Genomic DNA, 22,152 nt, shown 5'->3' with positions numbered 1-22,152 from the left:
AAAATTATTATGAAAATTGAGATGAAAAATGGAAAATTAGTTGTGCCAGATTATCCAGCAATTGGTTATATTAGAGGAGATGGTGTTGGCGAAGATATTTTTCCTCAGGCGCAAAAAGTTTTTGATGCTGCGGTTCTAAAAATTTATGGTCAAAAAAAGAAAATAGAATGGCAAAAATTATTGGCAGGAGGAGAAGCATTTGAGACTTGTGGAGAATATCTGCCCAAAGAAACTCTCGCTCATATTAATGAAAATTTAATTGCGATAAAGGGACCACTAATGACCCCGGTCGGTGAAAGCTTTCGTTCAATTAATGTTACTTTAAGACAAAAAATGGATTTATATGCTTGCGTAAGACCAGTTGAATATTTTAAAGGGATAAAATCCCCAGTTAAGGCGCCAGAAAAAGTTGACATGACAATTTTTCGAGAAAATACAGAAGATATTTATGCAGGTATTGAATTTGCTAGTGAAACAAATGAGTCTCACAACTTATTAAAATTTTTAGAAAAAGAATTGAATGTCCATTCTATTCGCTTTCCAAAAACTTCAGCACTAGGAATAAAACCTGTTAGTCCTGAAGGAAGTAAACGACTGGTTAATGCGGCTTTTGAGTACGCTCTGAAAATGAACAAAAAAAGAGTGACCTTTGTTCATAAGGGAAATATTATGAAATTTACTGAAGGAGGATTTAGAAATTGGGCCTATGAGGTTGCTAGGGAATATCCAACTTTTACAAAACTAGAATACGATGAAATCAAAAATGAAAGAGGAAGTTTACAAGCTGAAAATGAGAAAAAAGCAGCATTAAAATCAGGAAAAATTTATGTAGATGATGTAATTGCTGACAACTTCCTCCAACAGATTATTTTAAATCCTGAAAATTTTGAAGTAATTGCCACTCTTAATTTAAATGGTGATTATATTTCAGATGCACTTGCCGCACAGGTTGGAGGAATTGGAATTGCACCAGGAGCGAATATTAATTATAAAAGCGGTCATGCTATTTTTGAAGCAACTCATGGAACAGCTCCAGATATCGCTGGAAAAAATATAGCAAATCCTTCTAGTCTAATTTTATCTGGAGTGATGATGTTTGAGTATTTAGGCTGGCAAGAGGTAGCTGAATTAATCAAAATTGCTCTTTCATTTTCATTCAGGAATGGAAATTTGACAGCTGATTTAGGTGGAAAACTTTCAACTTCAAAATTTTCCGACGTTTTAATTGATTTTATAAAAACATATTAAAAAAATAGATTGATAATCAGAAAAATAAAAAAGCCCTGAAATCAGGGCCTTTAAGATTTACATCATTATTTTAAGGAATTATTTTCCATAATTTCATCGATGAAACCATATTCCAAAGTTTCTTTGGCATCCATCCAATGGTCACGTTCGGCATCTTTGTGAATTTGTTCAAGTGAACGGTTGGAATTATCAGCAAGAATTTGTTCCAAACGTTTACGAGTTTTCAAAAGTTGCTCAGCAACAATAGCCATATCAGTTTGTTGAGTGCCTTGACCTGTACCACCCATTGGTTGGTGAATAAGATATTCAGCATTTGGCAACATGAATCGTTTGCCTTTTGTTCCGCTTGAAGCAATGATTGTTCCCATAGAGGCAGCCATTCCCATAACGATAGTTTGAACATCTGATTTGATAAAATTCATTGTATCAACAATGGCAAGACCAGCAGATACAGAACCACCAGGTGTATTTACGTAGAGATAAATATCTTTAGTGTTATCTTGTGCATCCAAGAAAAGAAGTTGAGCAATGATAGAATTTGCCATTCCATCTTCAACAGGTCCTGTCAGCATGATAATGCGGTCTTTTAAAAGTCGTGAATAAATATCATAAGCACGTTCGCCACGGCTTGATTGTTCAATAACGGTAGGTACTAAATAACCCATAGATTGAATCTCCTTTATAAATAAGATATGAATTTAATTTTAGATAAAATTGAATTCATTTGTTTATTTTTCTATATTATAACTCATTGGTCAAAAAAGGTCAAAGAATATTGTCTTTTTTTATGACTTTTCCTAAAACTTGATAAAAAAAGAGTTTAAACTTTCTTAACGCTTTCAAATTTGTTATAATTATGACATGAATACAGAACTTATTATTGCAATGATTTTTGGTCTGATTATTGGCGCGTGGCTAATGGTTGCAGGCATCTACATTTACAAAATTTATGATGAAAATCGTTATAAGAAACGATTAACAATTGAAAAATTACTTCGTGAAATTGAAGTTCGTAACACACTTAATCAAAAAGTGATTGAAATTCTTAATCGCCCAATTACTGGGAGTGATAAAGCATTAATTAATCCTCAAAGTGATGTGAAAGTTCCTTTTTACGATTATAATTTTTTGAAAAACTATACTTCAATGTATAATTTATACATTCCAACTTATTTTTTGAATACATTTTTCAAAAAGCTCTCTCACCATTTAGCTGTATTTGATGACGAGCAGGACTTGAAAAATGGGGGATACATTTTCAAAGAATCTCGTACAATTTTCGAGAATTTTTCTGTCGAAATTACTGATGATATTGAGGCAAAAAAACGAGAGTTACAAAAGGCTAAAAATGTTTATCCATCGATGTTGAAAAAACAACATTATAATATCTAATGCAGTGAAAAAAACTACTGATTTCAGTGGTTTTTTTATTGAAAAAATTTGTGAAAAAATTTTGAAAAGGTCTTTTTTTAAGTCTATAAATATGGTATAATTGTACAATCATTGATGTTTAATACTATTAGATAAATAAATATACACGAAGGAGAGACGATGATCACAATCTATACAGCACCCTCTTGTACGAGCTGTAAAAAAGCTAAAACTTGGCTTTCATATCACCACATCCCATTTAACGAAAGAAATCTCATCGCGGATCCTTTATCAACAACAGAGATTAGTCAAATTCTACAAAAATGTGACGATGGTGTTGAAGGATTAATTTCAAGTAGAAATCGCTTTGTGAAGACTTTGGGTGTTGATTTTGAAGATATTTCACTTTCACAAGCAATTAAAATTATTTCTGAAAATCCACAAATCATGCGTCGTCCAATTATTATGGATGAAAAACGTCTTCATGTTGGATATAATGAAGAAGAAATTCGCGCTTTTTTACCTCGTACAGTTCGTGTTTTAGAAAATGGTGGCGCTCGTTTGCGTTCAGCAATTTAATTCATAATTAAAATATTCATTTATTGGAATTTTTATAGACGCATTTGCGTCTTTTTTTGTTGAAAAAAAAACACTGCCAGAAAGGAACAATGGTTTTTTGTTGAGTGCATAGTAATTATTATTGGATAATAAAAGAAAATGAATTAAAAAAATATTTTATGGTTATTGTTATCCTTCAAATTCAATATCATCAAGTGTTGTGGCTGAAATAAAAATTGTGGGTAAGTATGGATCAACTGCAGAAACTGCAGCAAGTGAAAGGAGCAGTAAGCTTTTAAATTCCATGATGAACCTCCAACCAAAATGTATTTGTGAAGATATTATAACACAATTTTCTGAAAATTCAACCTTTTTGTTTTTCTTATCTGATGCTTGAGGTAATTATTTTTGAAGGAGCTTTACTTGCCATTCGTTTCCTTCTTGAATAATTCCCCTGAGTGAATTGATAAACATAACGAGCCAGGTAAAAGCTATAGCAAAAGCAATAATTTCAAAGACCGTTAATGAGAGATAGTGAATTCCCATAAAGGCAACGGCAGACAAAATTAATGCTATCAAAGCAGTCCAAGATAATTCTAAAAATTCTTTAGAAATGGTGGGAACTAACCATTTAAGAAAGATAATCATAATAAGAACAACCGCAACCAGACCAAATGCAGAATTATTATGTATAGGCATTGTCCATGATTGGGCTGGAAAAATTCCGACGAAAGCGATCAAAAATGCTATGAGAATATAAAAAATACGAATTATTTTAAATTTATAATTGTAAAGGCTACTCTTAGAAAACTCAGCAAAGAGAAAATCAGTTATGGTAAGAAGAATAAGAGCAGAAAATATTAAGGTAATATTGAACTGCCAGTGCTGTGTGGCTTCACCAGTTCCTAAGAAGCTGAAGTTATGTTGCCACCAATCTTTTTGATTGTTTGTTGCCATTGAAACAAGAATACCCCCTATGAAAGTGGTAAAGAGGAGCAAAATAAGATTAGGTAAAGTGATGGAAAGAGCTGCTGAAATAAGAAAATAAAAGATGATTCCAACAAATACTAAGACAAGAAACCCTGCAGTAAAGGGGTCAAAAGTTACTCCGCTAAATGTTTTGCCAATTATGTACCAAAAAATGATTTGAACAGCGAAAGAAATACTTGTATAGGCTACCGATAGCGTTAAAGTTTCTCTAAAAATTTTAAATTTAGATTTGGATAAGTCACAACTTTTGCGAAGATAAGTCCATATGAAACCAAAAAAACCAAAAAGAGTTGATAGAATTATGCTCAAACTTGCAACAGAGAGGTGGCGGCTCCCCGTAAATGCGATTTGTGGATGATTGGTACTTAAAAAGATAAGCAATGCAATTATTCCAGATGCTAAACTAGGTACTATAAAATAGTGTAAAGCTAAATTTTGTTTATTGGTATGATTAATTTTCGGATTTTCTAATAATATCTGTTGATTTTCTAAACGGATTGATAGTTGGTCATTTTCTGCATAATCACTTAATTTATTATAAAGTTCTTCAGGGATTTCTAAGTAATTTTTAGTCATGATATTCTTTCTAGCTTTAAAATAATGGATAAATTCATTTTTATAATACATAATATGAATTCATACATTCTAATAATATTTTACCATTTAACTTATTAAAGGGGCTACTAGAACTTATTTGTTTTGAGAACGGAAGGCATGATTTGAGTTTTAATATAAGTATATATTGTGTTGTAGTCAAAACAATATAAAATGGATTGACTTACGATATGGATAATGTTAAAATATAATTAATTAAATAAACGACTAGGTTGGGCGCAAGCTTCAAGACATATCTCCAAGGGTGAGGAGATTGTTTTGAGGTTTGCGCTCTTTTTTGTCGTTTTTTACTAGAAAGGGATGATATGAAATTTTATCAAAAATCCAAAGAAGAATTATTACATAGTTATGATGTTAAGATAGATAGGGGACTTTCGAGTACTCAGGTTACTGATAATCGAGAAAGATATGGTGAAAATAAACTTCCAGAAGAAAAGGAAGAAAGCTATTTAAAAGTATTTTTTAAAAGTTTTAAAGAACCAATAATCATTGTTTTATTAGGGGCAGTCGCTCTATCATTTTTTAGTTCATTTTATTCATTCCAAATAGTTGGAGATAAAAAACATGGTTTAGAATCTTTATATGAAGCGATTGCTATAGCTATTTTGATTATTATAAATGCATTTTTAGGTTTTTGGCAAGAAATCAGTGCTCGTAAAAATTTAAATTCACTAAAAGAAATGAACAATCGTTTTGCATCTGTACTAAGAGATGGAGCCTTAGAAAAAATTTCATCAAATGAGCTAGTTGTTGGTGATATCGTAAAAGTTACAGTAGGTGATTTTGTGGAGGCCGATATAAGATGGTTAGAGCTTGATGAACTTCAATTAATTGAGTCTCATTTAACGGGTGAAGCTGATGCTATAATAAAAAATATAGAGGTCATTAATGAAAACGTCGAAATTGGTGATCAAACGAATATGGGATTTTCTGGCTCTATCGTTTCAAATGGACAGGGAATTGGAATAGTCGTAGCCACGGGAGAAAACACAGAACTTGGGAAAATTTCTCAGTTGATGAAAGATGAGGGAATAAAATCATCTCCATTACAAGAAACCGTAAAAAAACTTACTAAAACACTGATGAAAATATCCGCTGGGATTGTTTTATTAACTTTTGTATTTGGATTAATCAGTTCTGGAGAATTTTCAATTAACTCAATTACTTCAGTATTTTCAACCTCAATCGCTCTCGCAGTTGCCTCTATTCCAGATGCTTTACCAGTTGTTCTCTCAATAGTATTGACAATCGGTGCAGTCAAAATGTCAAAAAATAAAGGTCTGATTAAAACACTAAGTAGTGTGGAGACTTTAGGGAGTACTTCTTACATCTGTTCTGATAAAACAGGTACATTGACCCAAAATGAGATGACCGTTACAAAATTTTATGCTAATGGTCAACTGTATAATGTGGATGGTCTGGGATATCGTTCCATTGGTGAAATTCACTTGATAGCAAAAGGTGAAAAAAATATAAATTTTGCTCAATTTATGAAAAATATCGTTTTGTGTAATGATTCAAGTGTCAAAGAAGTTGAGGGGCAAGTAAAAACTTTTGGTAATCCTACAGAAGTTGCTCTTACCGTTCTTGGTAGTAAAGCCGGCTATAGCAAGAATAAGCTATTAAAAAACAACAAAATTATTAGAACTCTTCCTTTTAGTAGCAGTAGAAAAATGATGAGCGTCATTGTTCAAAATGATGAAGGATTCTACGTTTATACCAAAGGAGCACCAGATGTTTTAATGGAAAAAGCTTCGGGGATTTTGATTGGAGATATAGTTGACCAATCTGAGCAGTCAAAAGATAACTTTATTAAAGTGGTAGATGATTATGCGGATGAAGCACTAAGAACCTTGGCTGTGGCCTACAAAAAAGTTGATGAAGAAGAGGCATTATACGGAGCCACGGAAGACGTAGAAAAAGATTTTATATTAACCGGAGTTGCAGGAATAATTGATCCTCCACGAGAAGAAGTGAAAGAATCTATCAGACAACTTCATGATGCAAATATTAATGTGGTTATGATTACAGGGGATCATGAAAAAACAGCTCGTGCGATTGCCTATGATTTGGGGATTGTAAAAGAAAAAAATGCAACAGTTTTAAAGGGAATTGACCTTGAAGAAATGTCAGATCAGAAGCTTTATGCAGAAGTAAAAAATGTTAATGTTTATGCAAGAGTGACACCAGAGCATAAGCAACGTATTGTTAAACAGCTCCAAAATCATCAACAAGTTGTTGCTATGACCGGAGACGGAGTAAATGATGCTCCAGCTTTAAGAGCTGCTGATATTGGAGTGGCGATGGGAATTACTGGTACAGAAGTAACTAAAGATTCTGCAGATCTCATTTTACTAGATGATAAATTTACAACGATAGAAAAATCAGTTTATAGCGGTCGTACTATCTATGCTAATATAAAAAACTTTATGAGACACGAACTGACAACAAATGTTGCTGAAGTTTTGGCCCTTGTATTAGGTTTAGTTTTATTTAGAAGTAGTGTTGGAAATGTAGCAGCAATGACTCCGACATTGACTGCTTTAATGGTTCTTTGGGTTAATATGGTGAGTGATGCGATTCCATCTTTTTCTTTGGGTTATGATGTTGCCGAAACAGATTTGATGAAAGAAAAACCACGGAACCCTAATGAATCTATTCTTGCTAACCACACGTGGTCTAGGGTTTTGATTAGGGGAACAGTTATGGGAGCGATGGTTTATCTTGGATTTCTCCTGGCTGCTCAAAATGGATTGAACGCTAGTGAAGCACAAACAGTTGCTTTTCTGACTTTAGTTTATGGACAATTATGGCATGTATTTGATGCAAGAAGTTCAAGAACATTGTTTAGACGTAATCCTTTTGGGAATATTAGACTTGTTGGAGCAGTGTTATTTGCAGGAGTTTCTTCATTTTTAGTAACAATCATTCCGTTTTTCAATAGTGTGATGGGAACTGCTCAGTTAACATTACCTGTATATCTACTTGTGATTTTTATTCCTGCTCTACCTACATTAATATTGTCAGGAATAAAAGAAGTTTTTAAAATAAAAATATGGTAAATCAATGCAAAAAAGTACTTACTTGAGTAAGTACTTTTTTGTATGTTACTAATTACAAACTGATGTTTGTTTTTGATTTCTAAATTTGCAATTTAGAGTATTACCTAATATGCTTAAAATCATCGTAAGTGCTAGTTTATAAAGGTTATATCGCTTTTTTTATTGATTGATATTTTACTTTATAGGGTTTAATAATAATCAAAAATGAATAATATGATGATATCAAGTAATTTTTGTAAGCTGTATATTACAATATTTCTTTTTGTTATGTTATACTGTGATAAATTGGTGGATTGCAATCAAAAATTAATGATTTTCGTTAATTATAAATCCATACTAAATTAAAGTTAGGAGAATAACATGATTTCGAGACAATTTAGTGATGTAAAGGAAAAATAATTGTAAATTTTGAATTGAGCGGTTTATAACCCAAATTAGAGAAAGGATTTATAGGAGCAAAATTTTTCTGCTATAAATATAAAAAAATGAAACGTAATTCATCAATAGATTTAATGAAAAGTTGTGCAATATTCTTTGTCATTTCGGTCCATTTTTTATTAAATTCGGGCTTTTATGATATGACAATTCATTCCACTTTAGCAATTTTTTGGATTGGGATAAGAACGATTTTAATTACTTGTGTGCCCTTGTTTTTAGTGGCAACTGGATTTTTAATGAATCGAAAAGAATTAAGTGCTCAATATGTTCTAGGAATAGTTCCTGTCATCATTTCATATATAGGCATATCTTTATTAGTATGGGGAGTTCTATCTCTTGTCGGAAAAGGAAGCGACTTCTCCACAGCCATAAATGGAATTTTTGATTATTCAACCGATTCTTACTCTTGGTATGTTGAAATGTATTTAGGACTTTATCTTTTTATCCCTTTATTAAATATTATCTGGAATTATAAAAAAGAAATAAAAAATTATCATTTATATATTGTCTTTATCGCAAGTTTGCTAACATTCTTACCCTCTTTATTAAATAGTTTTGGAAAAGTTATTCCAGACTATTGGCAAATTTGTTATCCCGTTAGTTATTATTTTATTGGAGCTTACCTTTATACTTATCAAAATGAAATAAAGAAAATTTCAATAGGAAAACTTGTTACAGCATTCTTAAGTGCACTTACGATTTTTACTTTGACGGACACTTTTGCAAGTTGGAATCAAGAATTTCAGTGGCTAGACCACAATGATTATTTTGGTTATCAAACAGCCATAATGACAGTATTAGTTATAGCAATCTTGTGGAGAACTCCCATTCCAAAATGGAGCGTTAGGTTGCTAAAGGCTCTATCTACCGCTACTTTGACTATCTATCTTATATCCGATTTAACGGATCAGTTTGTCTATGGATTTTTTAAGCATGAAATTCCAAACTTAAGTCAACGAGTGATAGCAGGACCGATTATTATTCCAGTAGCCTTTACTAGTGCGGCATTACTAGGAATTTTTGTGGGAAAAGTTTTAAATATCCCTTTTAAGAGAAAAAAAGAAAGAAAGGAAAATTAAAACTATGTTAATCTCAACAATGGTAGATGTTTATGTTGTTTATTATCCGATTATCTTGTCCTTCATTTGGGCAAGTGGTGCTTTTTTATCTCGGTGGAAAGAAAGAGATAAGAAAGCAATTGATGAAACAAAAGAATTTGAAAAAATTAGTATTGTTATTTCTGCGTACAATGAAGAAGAAACGATTGAGGAAGTTTTATTATCACTACGTAATCTAAATTACCCTTCCCTAGAGATCTTTATTGTTGATGATAAGAGTAGTGACCGCACTTTAGAGAAACTTTATGAAGTAAAAAAATCTTTCGACGATTGGGAAACATTAACTATTCTTGAGCAAAAGGAAAATAAGGGAAAAGCCACGGCTTTAAATGTTGCTTTGCAACAAGTTAACAGTAAGTATATGCTTGTTATTGATGCGGACTCATATCTTTCTAAAGATGCTCTATCTTATTTATTGGCCGAATTAACTTCTAGTTCAGATATTGGGGCTGTAACTGGACGACCTATTGTTAGAAACAGAACAACTCTATTGGGGAAATTACAAACCTTAGAGTATTTAAGTGTGATTGATGCGATTAAGAGAGCACAAAGTCTTTTTCTAGGTGCAATAATGACCGTATCAGGTGTGATTGTTATGTATCGTGTAGAGGCTTTGAAAGAAATTGGGGGCTTTAATACCGAAGTGATGACGGAAGACATTGATGTCACTTGGCGACTTCATCGTAATCAATGGAAAGTCAAATATGTCCCTAAAGCCTTAAGCTATATTCTCGTTCCTGAAAATTTAAAATCTCTTTTAAAGCAACGGAGAAGATGGGCAGTTGGTGGAGTAGAAGTATTAATTTCAAATTTATCATGGGTTTTTAAAAGAGGAGAATTTAAACATCGGTTTCTTTTGATTGAAATGATTTGTAGTCATATTTGGAGTTGGTTTTTCTTAATAGAATCTTATCAGTATTTTCTCCAAATGCTGTTAAATCAAGAATTCAAAGTATCGGGTCAAATTATCGTGATTTTTGTTCTTATTTCATTTTTTGTATTCTTTTTAGGACTTAATAATGATAAAGGGGAGAGTCGCTTATCCTTGACTGATAAATTAATATTTCCAGCTTATCTTGTTGCTTATTGGTTTCTAAATTTGATTAGTGCTCTTTCTGCTGAACTTGTTGTTTTAACTAATCGGACAAATAAAGGAAAATGGGAAAGTCCTGATAGAGGGGTGTAATAATGGAATTAGTAATACGTAAAAAAATGAAAAAACGACATTTTTTGGAATTCTTGGCTGTTTCACTATGTTGGCTGTTTATATTAATTGTTTTCGTTCTTTTATTAATCTCTTTGCTGGGGATATATAGTGATGGAATTATCTCTGTTTTTGTAATCATTGGGTTTCCAATAACAAATTGGGAAGATATAATTTATGATTTGTTTTGTCTTCTTTCAATATTAACGATTCCTAGTCTTTATATTTTAACGAAGGAGGCTTAGATTTATAATATGAAATTTAGTAAAAAGAATATTTTTTTGATATTGATGTTTGGTCTTATTGCTATCTTGGTGTTTATGTCCACACGTGAAACAAAAAAATATGTAAAAGATGGAAAAAAGGAGCAGCCAGATTTTGCTTATGAGAGTTTGCTTAAAGACAATGATGGAATTATTGTTCTTTGTTATCACCGTGTGTTAAAAGATACGGTGGTTACAAATTTCGCTTATTCAATTTCGCATAATTCTCAACTCCATGAATATAATGTATTCTTGCAAGATTTTGAACAGCAAATGACATTTTTAAAGAAAAATCATATTAAAGTTTTGACTAGTTCAGAACTGATAGAGAAGCTTAATAAAAAAGAGGTCATTGGCAAAGCAGTAGTGATTACTTTTGATGACATTGATAAGTCTTTACCAGAGAACGCTTATCCAATAATGAAAAAATTAGACTTACCCTTTACGCAATTCATTATCACGGGAAAAGTTGGACAAACCATTGATGGTTCACAAATGTCGACTTGGAAAGAAATAAAGAAAATGAATGAAAATCCTTTGGTTACTTCAGGACTACATACGAATGACTTACATTATCAAGAAAACTTTGAACCGATTTTATCTACTAATATTTCAAAAAAAGTAGTGCAAAAAGATTACCAGAAAAGTCAGAAAGCATTTGATGAGAAGTTAGATCAAAAAGGAAAAGTTTTTGCTTATCCTTATGGAGCACAAAATAAAGACTTAGAAGATTATATGCTACAAGATGGAATTCAAGGAATATTCACACTATCTCCAGGTGTAGTGACTAATGAAACACTATATAGTAATATTCCTAGGTTGATTGTTACGAAGGATAATTGGAAAACTATCAAACATTGGCTCTTAAGTGAAGGGACACAATAATAAGAGAAAATAAGAAGGAGATATTCATGAAGGCGAAGAATAAGTCATTTAAATTATTAATGGTTCTGAGTTTATTGATGTGCTTGGTTGGAATTAATTTATTTACAACTTCAAATGTATTTGCTGCTGACTATGGAAATAAATTTATAACGGGACATGAACTGACTGATGATTTGGGAAATCCGAAAACAGATTTTGGTATTTATGATGATGTTCAGGCTCATTGGGATTTTGATATTCCAGTGGGAAGCGTTTCTCAGGGGATACAATGAGTGTCAATGTTCCTGATTTATTAACTTTATCAAAAGATATTACTTTTGAAATAAAAGATGAAGCTGGAAATATTATCGGAACGGCGGTTGCCAATCATCTTACGGGGGTGGTAACTGTTACTTTTTTAAAACTTGTTGAAAATGCAACTTCAGACATTAAAGGTTCATTTTCCGTTTGGGTTAATTGGGATGAACAAAAAGTAGAGGAAGACACAAGGGTAGTAGTTGATTGGAAAGATGGAGGAACAACAGAGGTTAACATTGGTCCGGCAACAGGACCGGATAAAGATGAGGTACTTTATAAATGGGGATGGGTTGACGAGAATGATTCAACCTTAATTCATTGGCAGGTTCGGATCAATTATGCTAAAGAAAATATCCAGAAAGCTATTTATACTGATATTATTGGTGGGAATCAGAATTTAGTTTCTGGTTCGATTTCGGTAGCTAATGTGACTTATAGTAGTGATGGAGAGAATTATAATGTTGATAGCTATTATCCTCAAGCTAGTATTTTAGAAAATGGCGTGAACGGATTTACCGTGAATTTAGGTGATATTTCAAATACGATTATTATCGATTATTCAACGAGGGCAACGGATGGAGGGCTTTCTCAACAGTATGAAAATAGAGGAGAATTGACGGGAGAAAATATTGAAAAACAGGTAGTAGAAGTTCATACTCCTAACAATGGTGGAAATGGAAATGCAAGTATGAAACTTTCTATTTCTGGAGAGAAAACTTGGATTGATGACAATAATGCACGTGGTTTAAGACCAAGTTTTATTAGTATTGAGTTATATCGGAATGGAGAGAAAGTTGATTCACGAGATGTGACGGCTAAAGAAAATTGGAAATATTCGTTTACCAATTTGGATAAGTATGATGAAAGTGGGAAACTTTACGATTATGATGTAAAAGAGGTGTCTGTTAGTAATTACACGAGTCAACAAGAGGGGTATAATTTTATAAATACAATCATCCCTGTTAAAGAAGAAACTCCTTAAAAACCCGACCAATCAATTACTACTCCTAGTTCATCCTCACAAGTAATGTCGGTTTCGTCTTCTTCAATGGAATCAGAAACATCTGAAGAGTTTCCTAAAACGGGAGATAGCCCAAGGAATTTTTTCAAAGTGTTGGGAATACTTCTATTGATTTCTGGGGGTCTTGGAATGATTTATATTAGGAGAAAATCAAAAATTTAATTATCTGAGATGATGTAAAAGAAAAGGAGTTATAAATTATTTGAAACTCCTTTTTATATATTGTAGGCTCTCAACTTTTATGAAAGTGTTGAAGACTTTTTATTTTTATATACAGTAATCGCAATTTGACATAAACATCCGATGATAAAGCCTAAAACCGCTGGAAGAATCCAACCCATTCCTAGGGAGAAAAAGGGTAGAAAGTCTTTAGCAAAATTAATTATTACTGATATGAAAGTAATTGTGTGAAGACTGGCTGGAAGAGCATTGAGTCCGTCGATAATAGCCGCTAAAAGTGTAAAAGCTGTTGTTATCTGATAGACAAGTCTAGAATGTTTAAAAAGCGGACTTAATAAAGCCAATAAAATAAGGATAATGGCTAAGGGATATAAAAACATGAGGACTGGAACCGAAAGTTCTATAATTTTTGTCAAACCGATATTTGCAAAGATGCAAGGAAGAATACTTACGATGAGGAGATAAAAACGATATTCTTTTTTAGAAAATAATTCGACAAAGGTTTCAGAAAAGGCAGACATTAAGCCAACGGCTGTTTTTAAGCAAGCGATGATGACAATGAGTGCTAAGATAATCATGCCGAAATTTCCTAAGTAGTGGTTGGAAATTTGAGCGAGAGCAATTCCACCATTTTCACTAATAGCAAATTGCCCAAGACTCATAGCACCTAGGTAAGAAAGGCAGGTGTAAATGATAGCCATTAGTCCTACACTGATAAGGCCAGCTTTTATGGTTTCTTTTGCAATAATTTTAGGATTTTTTACGCCACGTTGGCGAATAGTTGTGATGATAATGATGCCAAAAGCTAAGGCGGCCAAGGCATCAAGAGTATTGTAACCTTGTGTGAAACCTGTCAAAATAGGAGATGCTTGATAGGCTTTACCAATTTCTGCTTGCCTAACTTTTCCTAATGGATGAGTGAAAGCAATGACCAAAATAATACCTAACAAAACCAAAAAGAGGGGATTTAAAAATTTTCCGATATAATCTAAGAGTTTTGTTGGCTTTCTAGACAGAAACCAGGCGGTTCCAAAGAAAAGGATACTAAAAAGAGCCAATAGTGGAGCTTGGAGTTCATGACTTAAAAAAGGTGAAATTCCAATTTCAAAAGAAGTGGTTGCTAAACGAGGAAGAGCGAAAAAGGGGCCAATAACGAGATAAAGTAAAATTGTAAAAATATAAGCATAAATACGATTGACTCGGGAAGCTAACTCAAAAACCCCGTTACTTTGAGAAATTCCCAGGGCGATAATTCCTAAAAAAGGAAAGCCGACTGCTGTAATTAAAAAACCAAAATTTGCTTGTGAAATAGCGGCTCCGGCCTCTTGACCCATATGTATTGGAAAAATTAAATTTCCAGCACCAAAGAAAAGTCCGAATAACATTGACCCTATAAAGAGGTAATCTTTACCAGCTAATTTTTCCTCCATAAATACTCCTTATAATTGATTTGTTTGATAGATAAAATAATGAATTATTATAGCAAAAAAATTGTGAATTTACAACACAATTTTATAGAAACCATGACGATTGATTTTATTAAGCCTTTTAAATTACCAAGTAAATTCAGAGTTAAAGTAAAGTTTGAAGAAAATTTTTTCTCTTGCTTAATTTAGAATACATAAAAAAGACCCCGCTAAAAGGTCTTTTATATTTAAAGATTAGCTTATTTCAAAACATCAGTTAATTCTTCTTTGTGTTCTCTGAAATATTTGACGGCATAAGGGCAAGTGGCTCCTAATTTTAATTGTTCGCGTCTTGCTTTTTGGATTCCGGCAAGAACTAATTTTTCGGCTAGGCCTTGACCGCGATAGTCAAGTGAAACGCCAGTATGAGTGATTATTATTGAATTATTCATAGGCATATAGGCCATTTCGCCAATGACTTCTCCTTTATCTGACAGAAGTTCAAATAGATTTTCTCTTTCAATAATTTTCATTAGTTTTTTTCCTTCGCCAAATATTTTAGTGCTCCGGATGGGCATCTATTGATTACTGATTGATTGGAAGCAACATCGCCATTATCGGGGATAATCCAAGGCTTACGGCCAACTTCAAATACTAAAGGATTTCCTCTAACACATTCACCTGCATGTTCACAAATTGCTACATTGTAATAAATATCCATGTTTTCACCACGATACTTACGATAATTATTTTTCAATAGTTGTTCTTCATTCGCAGCTTCGCCAAATAATTTTGAATTATCCATTTTCTTCCTCCTGTTTACGATTGTATTTTTTTTATATGACATTTGTCAAGCTGCTTTATCAGAATGATATCTATAGAAAGCATTAAAAATAATATAGGGGTCTAGGAAGAGATGAAAGAGATATACAGATATGTTATAATATAAATGCTTATTGACTTTTTTGTCTTGGAAAAAAACGAAAATATGTTTTAGGGTTGATTAAATAAAAGTAAAATTAATTAATCAATGACAGATTAATAAAAAAGAGAAAAAACTCTAGTAATAAATTGGAAAATTTTTTGCTTAAGAAATTACGGAGAAGGAATTTCAAATAAGATAATGGAAATTTTTGATACACATACTCATCTAAATACTAGTGAATTTGAAGGACGAATTCAAGATGAATTAGTCCAAGCTCAAACATTTGGAGTGACAAGAATTAATAATGTTGGAAGTAATTATGAATCAAATGATGCAGCACTTTTGTTGGCTGAGAAATTTGAAGAATGCTACGCAACAATTGGCTGGCATCCTGATGATGCTGCTGAATTTGATGACCAAGCTGAAAATTATTTACTGACCAAGCTGTCAGCAAAAAAAGTTATTGCTCTTGGAGAAATTGGTTTGGATTATCACTGGATGGTCCGTCCGAAAGAAGAACAAGAACGAGTTTTTAGAAGACAAATTCAGATTTCTAAGGAAATGGGTCTGCCTTTTCAAGTACATACACGTGATGCTCTTGATGATACTTATGAAATTATTAAATCAGAAGGCGTTGGTCCTGCTGGTGCGATTATGCATTCGTTTTCTGGGACAGCCGATGAGGCACTCAAATTTGTAGAGCTTGGAATGATGATTTCTTTTTCAGGTGTAGTCACTTTTAAGAAGGCTCTTGATGTTCAGGAGGCTGCGGCTACAGTTCCTTTGGATAAAATTTTAGTGGAAACTGATGCGCCTTATTTAACACCAATGCCATATCGTGGAAAAGAAAATAGACCAGCTTACACAAAATTTATTGTTGAGAAAATTGCTGAATTACGTGAAATTTCTGCTGATGAAGTGGCTAAAGCGACAACAGAAAATGCTTTGAGGATTTTTGGTTTGAAAAAATAAATTTGTATTTATTTTGATTTGGATAGGAGCTATTTTTATGAAAATTATGATTATTGGTAGTTCAGGAAGTGGTAAATCAACTTTTGCAAGAGAACTAGGAAAAATTACAAGTTATCCTATTTTGCATTTAGATAAGGTTTTTCATAAATATCCAAGTGAAATTGCCAGAGAAAAGTTACGTGAGGCGACAAGAATTTTTATTTTTCAAAATGAGAATGTGATTATTGATGGAAATTACGGTTCAACTTTAGATGAGCGATTACCTTTTGCTGATGAAGTAATCTGGTTGAAGACGCCCCGTTTAAAAACAACGTTTCGGGTGATTAAGCGCTCGATTAAGAGTCGTGTTTTTGGTAAAAATCGTCCAGATATTGCTGAAGAGTTTAAAGAAAAATGGGACAAAGAATATCTGGAATTTTTGAAATTTGTTTGGACCTTTCCTGAAAAAGAGTTTCCACAGATTGAGCAAAAAATAAAAGAATTTAATGTTGAAAGTAAAGTGATTATCCTTAAAAATCGAAAAGATAAAGAGAAATATTTAGCAAATTATGGTAGAAAAGCAAAAAATTAATGAAGTAATTGTGGTAGAGGGACGAGATGACACAGCGAATCTTAAGCGTTATTTTGACTGTGAGACCTATGAAACAGGAGGCTCATCTATTGATGACAGAGATTTAGAACGACTAAAGAGGTTAGAAGATAAGCGAGGAATTATTGTTTTTACTGATCCAGATTTCCAAGGAGAAAGAATTCGTAAAATCATAATGCAAGCCGTTCCAAATGCTAAACATGCGTTTTTAAATCGTGATGAGGCAAGACCTAAAGGAAAAGGTTCTTTAGGAGTTGAGCATGCAAATTTTGAAGCACTGAATCAGGCTTTGGCAGAAGTATTTGGTGGAGAAAAAGTTACTGATGAATTTGGAAGTGCTAAAACGCAAGAACCATCCTCTGACAGAAGTTCTGTCAGTAAAAAAGAATTACTGACAGAACTGACACAAACTGATTTAATGAGCTTTGGCTTAGTTATGGCCGCTGACAGTAGAAAACGTCGAGAATTTCTTTGTGAGCAACTCAGAATTGGTTATGCGAATGGAAAACAAATTAAGAAACGACTTAACATGTTTAAAATTACAAAAGAACAAATTGAAAATGTAATGAAGAATTACTGACAGAAGATAAATGTCGCTGATAGAATACATCAATGGTTTCTGTCAGTAAAATTTACTGACAGAAACTTAATATCAGTTTTAAAATACATAAAAAGTAAAAGAAAGAAAAAATGACAGAAAACAACATAGACCGCATTTCCAATATTATCCGTACTCAGGACATTTTACGTCGCCATGATTTTAATTTTAAAAAAAAATTTGGACAAAATTTCCTGACAGACCATAATATTCTGACAAAAATCACTCAAACTGCTGAACTTTCAAAAGAAGTAAATGTCATTGAAATTGGTCCAGGTATTGGTTCTTTGACCCAATATTTATTGGAAGAAGCAGCTGAAGTGATGGCTTTTGAAATTGACAAATCTTTGATTCCAATTTTAGAAGAAACGATGGCACCTTACGATAATTTTACCTTGGTTTCGGCAGATATTTTGAAAGTTGATTTACTTTCAGAAATTCAAAAATTTAAAAATCCAAATTTACCAATCAAAGTGGTTGCGAATTTACCTTATTACATCACAACACCGATTTTGATGCATTTGATTGAAAGCAAAATTCCATTTTCAGAATTTGTGGTGATGATGCAAAAAGAAGTGGCAGACCGAATTGCTGCAAGTCCTAAAACGAAAGCTTACGGCTCATTATCAATTGCTGTTCAATATTATATGGAAGCTAGTGTAGCCTTTATCGTACCTCGAACTGTCTTTATTCCAGCACCAAATGTTGATTCAGCTATTTTGAAAATGGTTCGTCGTGAAGCACCATTGGTTGAAGTAGAAGATGAAGAATGGTTCTTTAAAACGATGCACAGCAGTTTTGTTCATCGTCGTAAAACATTGATGAATAATTTACAAGCAGCTTTTGGTAAAGAAAGTAAACCTGAAATTGAAAAATTATTGGCACAAGCAGAAATATCGCCAACAATTCGTGGTGAAGCCTTATCTATTGAAGAATTTGCTAAATTAGCTGATGCTCTACTTCCGCTTAAAAAATAAATTAAAAGGAAACGTTAACTCATGTTAGCGTTTTTGTGTTATCATGTAAGAAAATGAAGAAATATTTTAAAGTTTAATTCTTAATTTAAAGGAGAATAAAATGAGAATTGAAAAATTAAAAGCAAAAATGCTGACAGAAAATATTGATAGTTTATTGATTACTGATATGAAGAATATCTTTTATCTGACAGGATTTTCTGGAACCGCGGGCACAGTTTTTTTGACAGCGAAGCGAAATATTTTTATGACAGACAGCCGTTATAGTGAAATAGCGCGTGGATTGATTAGTGATTTTGAAATTATCGAAACAAGAGATCCAATAAGTTTACTGACAGACCTGTCAGCAAGTGAATCAATTAAAAATATAGCTTTTGAAGAAACAGTTGACTATGCTTTCTTTAAAAGACTCTCTGACGCCACTCCAGGATTAGAACTTTTAGCCACAAGTAATTTTGTTTTGGAATTGCGCCAATTTAAAGATGACACAGAGATTGATTTGATAAAAAAAGCCTGTGCAATTGCTGATGAAGCATTTATGTCAGCTTTAAAATTCATTGAGCCGGGCCGAACTGAAATTGAAGTTGCTAATTTTCTTGATTTCAAAATGCGTGATTTAGAGGCGAGCGGAATTTCTTTTGAAACCATTGTTGCCTCAGGCAAGAGAAGTAGCTTGCCTCATGGCGTTGCGACCAGTAAAATGATTCAATTTGGCGACCCAGTGACCATTGATTTTGGTTGTTATTATGAACATTATGCTAGCGATATGACCAGAACAATTTTCGTGGGTTCTGTAGACGACAAGATGCGAACAATTTATGAAACCGTGCGTAAGGCTAATGAAGCACTTATCAAAGAAGTCAAAGCGGGAATGACTTATGCTGAATATGATAAGGTTCCGCGTACCGTCATTGAAGAAGCCAATTTTGGTCAGTATTTTACGCATGGAATTGGACATGGACTTGGTTTAGATGTTCATGAAATTCCTTATTTTAATCAATCAATGACAGAAAATCACTTGGAAGCTGGGATGGTTATTACAGATGAGCCAGGAATTTATATTCCTGAATTTGGTGGAGTCAGAATTGAAGATGACTTATTAGTGACAGAAAATGGCTGTGAAGTCTTAACAAAAGCCCCAAAAGAGCTTATCGTTATTTGAAAAAAGCAATAACTTGTGATAAAATAAGATGTTAAATCCTGTCATTTCACTTCTTTTGTGTACAGAAAAATTGCTGACAAAAGAAAAATGACAGAATATCTAAATTTATAAATACTAGGAGAAACATAAACATGGTTTTAGCAAAAGACCTTAAATCAGGCATGACATTTTTGAATGGGGAAAAACTTCTCCGCGTTATGGAAGCAAGTCATCACAAACCAGGTAAAGGGAATACAATCATGCGTATGAAACTTAAAGACGTACGCTCAGGTTCAACTTTTGATGACACTTACCGTCCTGAAGATAAGTTTGAACAAGCTGTTATTGAAACTGTAACAGCACAATACCTCTACTCAATGGATGGTATTGCTAATTTCATGAACAATGAAACTTACGAACAATATGAAATTCCAGTAGAACAAGTTAAAGATGAACTTCTTTATGTTCTTGAAAATACAGATGTTAAAATTCAATTCTACGGTACAGAAGTAATTGGTATTCAACTTCCAACAACAGTTGTTCTTGAAGTTACTGAAACACAACCATCTATTAAAGGTGCAACAGTAACAGGTTCTGGTAAACCAGCAACTATGGAAACTGGTCTTGTTGTTAACGTTCCTGATTTCGTTGAAGCTGGGACAAAACTTGAAATCAACACACAAACAGGTGAATACTTGAAACGTGCTTAATTAAGTACGATTACTGAAAAAAGTTACTGACAGCCTTTTGTCAGTAACTTTATGAAGTTTAAAGACTTCGTCAGTAAAGAAAATTCATTTTGTAAGTGAAATTTTTCCAATTGGAAAAATTTGCAAAGACAAAAGGAGAAATCAAAATGGCAGAAAAAACTGTACATTCTGAAGAACTTGGGGATATCGTCATTGCCCCTGAAGTTCTTGAAGTAATTATCGGTATTACAACAGCCAAAATCGATGGGGTACACGCCCTTCGTAACAAACGTTTTTCAGACCGCCTTGGTAAGAAAAATGAAGGCCGTGGTGTTTATATTGACTCAAAAGACGATAAAGTAGCTGTTGATATCTATGTGTACCTTACTTACGGTGTAAGCCTACCAGCCGTTGCTACAAAAATCCAAAAAGAAGTGAAAGAAGCAGTTGCCCAAGCTACTGAGATTATTGTTGATGAAGTCAATATCCACGTTGTCGGAATTATGACTGAAAAACAACCAAAACCAGCGCTTGAAGACTTGTTTGATGAGGGATTTTTTGATGCCTAAGACGCTCACTCAACACCAGATTCGTCAACGAGCGGTCCAGGTCTTATTTTCTTATGCTGTCCAAAAAGAAATGGCAACAAATGTCGTAAGCTCTTTTAGAGAAAACGTTGAAAAATTAGAAGAAGAACTTTCTCAAACTGTTCGTTTTGACGTTGATTTTCGTGATGAACGAATTACTGTTCGTAAATTTCCAAAAGGACTTTCTCAACCTTTAGAAGCCATTTATGAAATTTATGAAATTCTTGGACTTAAAGATATCGAGAAAACAACGGTTGCTAAAGCTCTTGCTTTCATGCGAGATTTTGGTGGTTACGCTAAGAAAATGAATGAATATGAAGCAACAAATTTATTTGTTGGTGTCATGGCAAATTTGAAATTGATTCGTTTGTTCCAAATTGAACTTGATGAAGAACCTGTTGCTCCAAAAGTTCTAGAATTTTTCAAAAATCTTCCAGAAAATGCGACAGCTGAACAATCTCTTGAAACTTTCCAAAAAACCTTCTCATTCCTTCATGAAAATGTTCTTGAAAAATATACAAGTGATTTATTCACTCCAAGCACTTTAAAAGAAGAACTTGATGAACAATTAGCACAAGCAGAAAATAATGCTCAATCACAATTGTCAGAGCTTTTGAAAAATACAAAACGCTTTGTTCTCAATTATGACAATGATCGTCCAGAAGATCTTGAAGCTCCTGAATACTTTACACAACTTGTTGATGGAGTTTTAGATAAAAAAGAAGATTTGGAAGCAAATATTTCTAAATATTTGACAAAAACTTGGTCATTTTCACGTTTGACTCTTGTTGAACAAGCAATCCTTCAAGTTTCTAGTTATGAAATATTATATACAGAAACACCTGATGTTGTTGCGGTCAATGAAGCAGTTGAGCTTTCAAAAGACTTTAGTGATGAAAAATCAAGCCGATTCATTAATGGTGTATTAACTAACTTCTTAAAATAAAATTAATAAAAAAGTTACCGATAATTTTATCTGTAGCTTTTTTTTTATTACGTTTTTCTAGCTTTTGTAATTAAT

At 32.9% G+C, this 22,152-nt stretch carries 23 protein-coding genes and 1 other annotated feature; of the genes, 18 read left to right on the top strand and 5 right to left on the bottom strand.

The annotated features are described in order from the left end of the window. The first annotated feature begins 9 nt into the window (after positions 1-9). On the top strand, positions 10-1,248 hold the full coding sequence (icd, locus tag MHB61_RS05620) for an NADP-dependent isocitrate dehydrogenase (RefSeq protein WP_010905501.1): 1,239 nt from the start codon (positions 10-12) through the stop codon (positions 1,246-1,248). Positions 1,249-1,313: 65 nt separating this feature from the next. Here icd and MHB61_RS05615 read toward each other — a convergent pair whose 3' ends face one another. Next, positions 1,314-1,913, bottom strand: a complete 600-nt coding sequence (locus tag MHB61_RS05615) for an ATP-dependent Clp protease proteolytic subunit (protein WP_003129593.1) — start codon at positions 1,911-1,913, stop codon at positions 1,314-1,316. Positions 1,914-2,109: 196 nt separating this feature from the next. Between MHB61_RS05615 and MHB61_RS05610 the strand changes: the two genes are divergently transcribed. Together MHB61_RS05610 and spx are read left to right on the top strand one after the other, a co-directional pair. Further along, positions 2,110-2,640 carry a hypothetical protein gene (locus MHB61_RS05610; RefSeq protein ID WP_170959163.1) on the top strand — a complete coding sequence of 177 codons (531 nt, stop codon included), beginning with the start codon at positions 2,110-2,112 and terminating at the stop codon, positions 2,638-2,640. Positions 2,641-2,799: 159 nt separating this feature from the next. After that, positions 2,800-3,198, top strand: a complete 399-nt coding sequence (gene spx, locus MHB61_RS05605) for a transcriptional regulator Spx (RefSeq protein WP_003129597.1) — start codon at positions 2,800-2,802, stop codon at positions 3,196-3,198. Between the two features lie 381 nt (positions 3,199-3,579). On the opposite strand, the gene MHB61_RS05600 is transcribed toward spx, so the two are convergent. Next, a complete protein-coding gene (locus MHB61_RS05600) occupies positions 3,580-4,743 on the bottom strand; it encodes an ABC transporter permease (protein WP_014570402.1) in 1,164 nt (387 codons plus the stop codon). Positions 4,744-4,992: 249 nt separating this feature from the next. After that, positions 4,993-5,036 (top strand) — a sequence feature (sodium ion sensor (DUF1646 type); this cis-regulatory element may regulate processes involved in with the transportation of sodium ions). A gap of 51 nt (positions 5,037-5,087) precedes the next feature. Here MHB61_RS05600 and MHB61_RS05595 point away from each other — a divergent pair. From MHB61_RS05595 to MHB61_RS05565, 7 genes are all read left to right on the top strand, one after another. Continuing rightward, positions 5,088-7,844, top strand: coding sequence for a cation-translocating P-type ATPase (locus MHB61_RS05595; RefSeq protein ID WP_021214919.1), 2,757 nt, complete (start codon positions 5,088-5,090; stop codon positions 7,842-7,844). 485 nt (positions 7,845-8,329) lie between these two features. After that, positions 8,330-9,361: an acyltransferase gene (locus tag MHB61_RS05590; protein WP_003129606.1), complete on the top strand. Its 1,032-nt coding sequence runs from the start codon at positions 8,330-8,332 to the stop codon at positions 9,359-9,361. Positions 9,362-9,365: 4 nt separating this feature from the next. After that, entirely contained in the window at positions 9,366-10,586 is a 1,221-nt protein-coding gene (locus MHB61_RS05585; RefSeq protein ID WP_023163855.1) for a glycosyltransferase family 2 protein, read from the top strand. 272 nt (positions 10,587-10,858) lie between these two features. Beyond that, the gene (locus MHB61_RS05580) at positions 10,859-11,752 is read left to right on the top strand and encodes a polysaccharide deacetylase family protein (RefSeq protein ID WP_003129609.1); all 894 of its coding nucleotides are present in this window, start codon (positions 10,859-10,861) and stop codon (positions 11,750-11,752) included. Between the two features lie 26 nt (positions 11,753-11,778). After that, complete coding sequence (locus tag MHB61_RS05575) at positions 11,779-12,024, top strand: hypothetical protein (RefSeq protein WP_010905508.1); 246 nt, start codon at positions 11,779-11,781, stop codon at positions 12,022-12,024. Then, positions 12,021-13,031 carry a collagen binding domain-containing protein gene (locus tag MHB61_RS05570; protein ID WP_058221832.1) on the top strand — a complete coding sequence of 337 codons (1,011 nt, stop codon included), beginning with the start codon at positions 12,021-12,023 and terminating at the stop codon, positions 13,029-13,031. Before MHB61_RS05575 ends, MHB61_RS05570 begins: the two co-directional genes overlap by 4 nt. Before the next feature lie 45 nt (positions 13,032-13,076). Next, complete coding sequence (locus MHB61_RS05565; RefSeq protein ID WP_308297758.1) at positions 13,077-13,232, top strand: LPXTG cell wall anchor domain-containing protein; 156 nt, start codon at positions 13,077-13,079, stop codon at positions 13,230-13,232. A gap of 77 nt (positions 13,233-13,309) precedes the next feature. Here MHB61_RS05565 and brnQ read toward each other — a convergent pair whose 3' ends face one another. The 3 genes from brnQ to MHB61_RS05550 all read right to left on the bottom strand — a co-directional run bounded on the left by brnQ (position 13,310) and on the right by MHB61_RS05550 (position 15,461). Then, positions 13,310-14,680, bottom strand: coding sequence for a branched-chain amino acid transport system II carrier protein (gene brnQ / locus MHB61_RS05560; RefSeq protein WP_003129615.1), 1,371 nt, complete (start codon positions 14,678-14,680; stop codon positions 13,310-13,312). Positions 14,681-14,916: 236 nt separating this feature from the next. After that, positions 14,917-15,189, bottom strand: a complete 273-nt coding sequence (locus MHB61_RS05555) for a GNAT family N-acetyltransferase (protein WP_003129616.1) — start codon at positions 15,187-15,189, stop codon at positions 14,917-14,919. Continuing rightward, positions 15,189-15,461 carry a (4Fe-4S)-binding protein gene (locus MHB61_RS05550; protein WP_003129617.1) on the bottom strand — a complete coding sequence of 91 codons (273 nt, stop codon included), beginning with the start codon at positions 15,459-15,461 and terminating at the stop codon, positions 15,189-15,191. The genes MHB61_RS05555 and MHB61_RS05550 overlap by 1 nt, the downstream gene beginning before the upstream one ends. Before the next feature lie 318 nt (positions 15,462-15,779). Between MHB61_RS05550 and MHB61_RS05545 the strand changes: the two genes are divergently transcribed. The 8 genes from MHB61_RS05545 (at position 15,780) to nusB (ending at position 22,077) form a co-directional block, all read left to right on the top strand. Continuing rightward, positions 15,780-16,553, top strand: coding sequence for a TatD family hydrolase (locus MHB61_RS05545; protein WP_003129618.1), 774 nt, complete (start codon positions 15,780-15,782; stop codon positions 16,551-16,553). Between the two features lie 37 nt (positions 16,554-16,590). Then, positions 16,591-17,124 carry a hypothetical protein gene (locus tag MHB61_RS05540; protein WP_010905512.1) on the top strand — a complete coding sequence of 178 codons (534 nt, stop codon included), beginning with the start codon at positions 16,591-16,593 and terminating at the stop codon, positions 17,122-17,124. Then, positions 17,102-17,722, top strand: coding sequence for a ribonuclease M5 (gene rnmV / locus MHB61_RS05535; RefSeq protein WP_003129620.1), 621 nt, complete (start codon positions 17,102-17,104; stop codon positions 17,720-17,722). Before MHB61_RS05540 ends, rnmV begins: the two co-directional genes overlap by 23 nt. Before the next feature lie 110 nt (positions 17,723-17,832). Beyond that, positions 17,833-18,717, top strand: coding sequence for a 16S rRNA (adenine(1518)-N(6)/adenine(1519)-N(6))-dimethyltransferase RsmA (gene rsmA, locus MHB61_RS05530; protein WP_003129621.1), 885 nt, complete (start codon positions 17,833-17,835; stop codon positions 18,715-18,717). Positions 18,718-18,817: 100 nt separating this feature from the next. Further along, positions 18,818-19,876, top strand: a complete 1,059-nt coding sequence (locus MHB61_RS05525) for an aminopeptidase P family protein (RefSeq protein ID WP_137016532.1) — start codon at positions 18,818-18,820, stop codon at positions 19,874-19,876. 131 nt (positions 19,877-20,007) lie between these two features. Then, positions 20,008-20,565, top strand: coding sequence for an elongation factor P (gene efp / locus MHB61_RS05520; RefSeq protein WP_003129623.1), 558 nt, complete (start codon positions 20,008-20,010; stop codon positions 20,563-20,565). 146 nt (positions 20,566-20,711) lie between these two features. Continuing rightward, positions 20,712-21,113: an Asp23/Gls24 family envelope stress response protein gene (locus MHB61_RS05515; RefSeq protein ID WP_021722362.1), complete on the top strand. Its 402-nt coding sequence runs from the start codon at positions 20,712-20,714 to the stop codon at positions 21,111-21,113. Beyond that, positions 21,106-22,077, top strand: coding sequence for a transcription antitermination factor NusB (nusB, locus tag MHB61_RS05510; protein WP_010905513.1), 972 nt, complete (start codon positions 21,106-21,108; stop codon positions 22,075-22,077). The genes MHB61_RS05515 and nusB overlap by 8 nt, the downstream gene beginning before the upstream one ends. The last annotated feature ends 75 nt before the right edge of the window (positions 22,078-22,152 follow it).

Origin of the sequence: Lactococcus sp. FSL K6-0773 (genome assembly GCF_038006485.1) — a bacterium.
GTDB classification, from domain to species: Bacteria; Bacillota; Bacilli; order Lactobacillales; family Streptococcaceae; genus Lactococcus; species Lactococcus lactis.
Note: the sequence above shows the minus strand (reverse complement) of the source record. Positions and strands in the feature narration are given on the sequence as shown.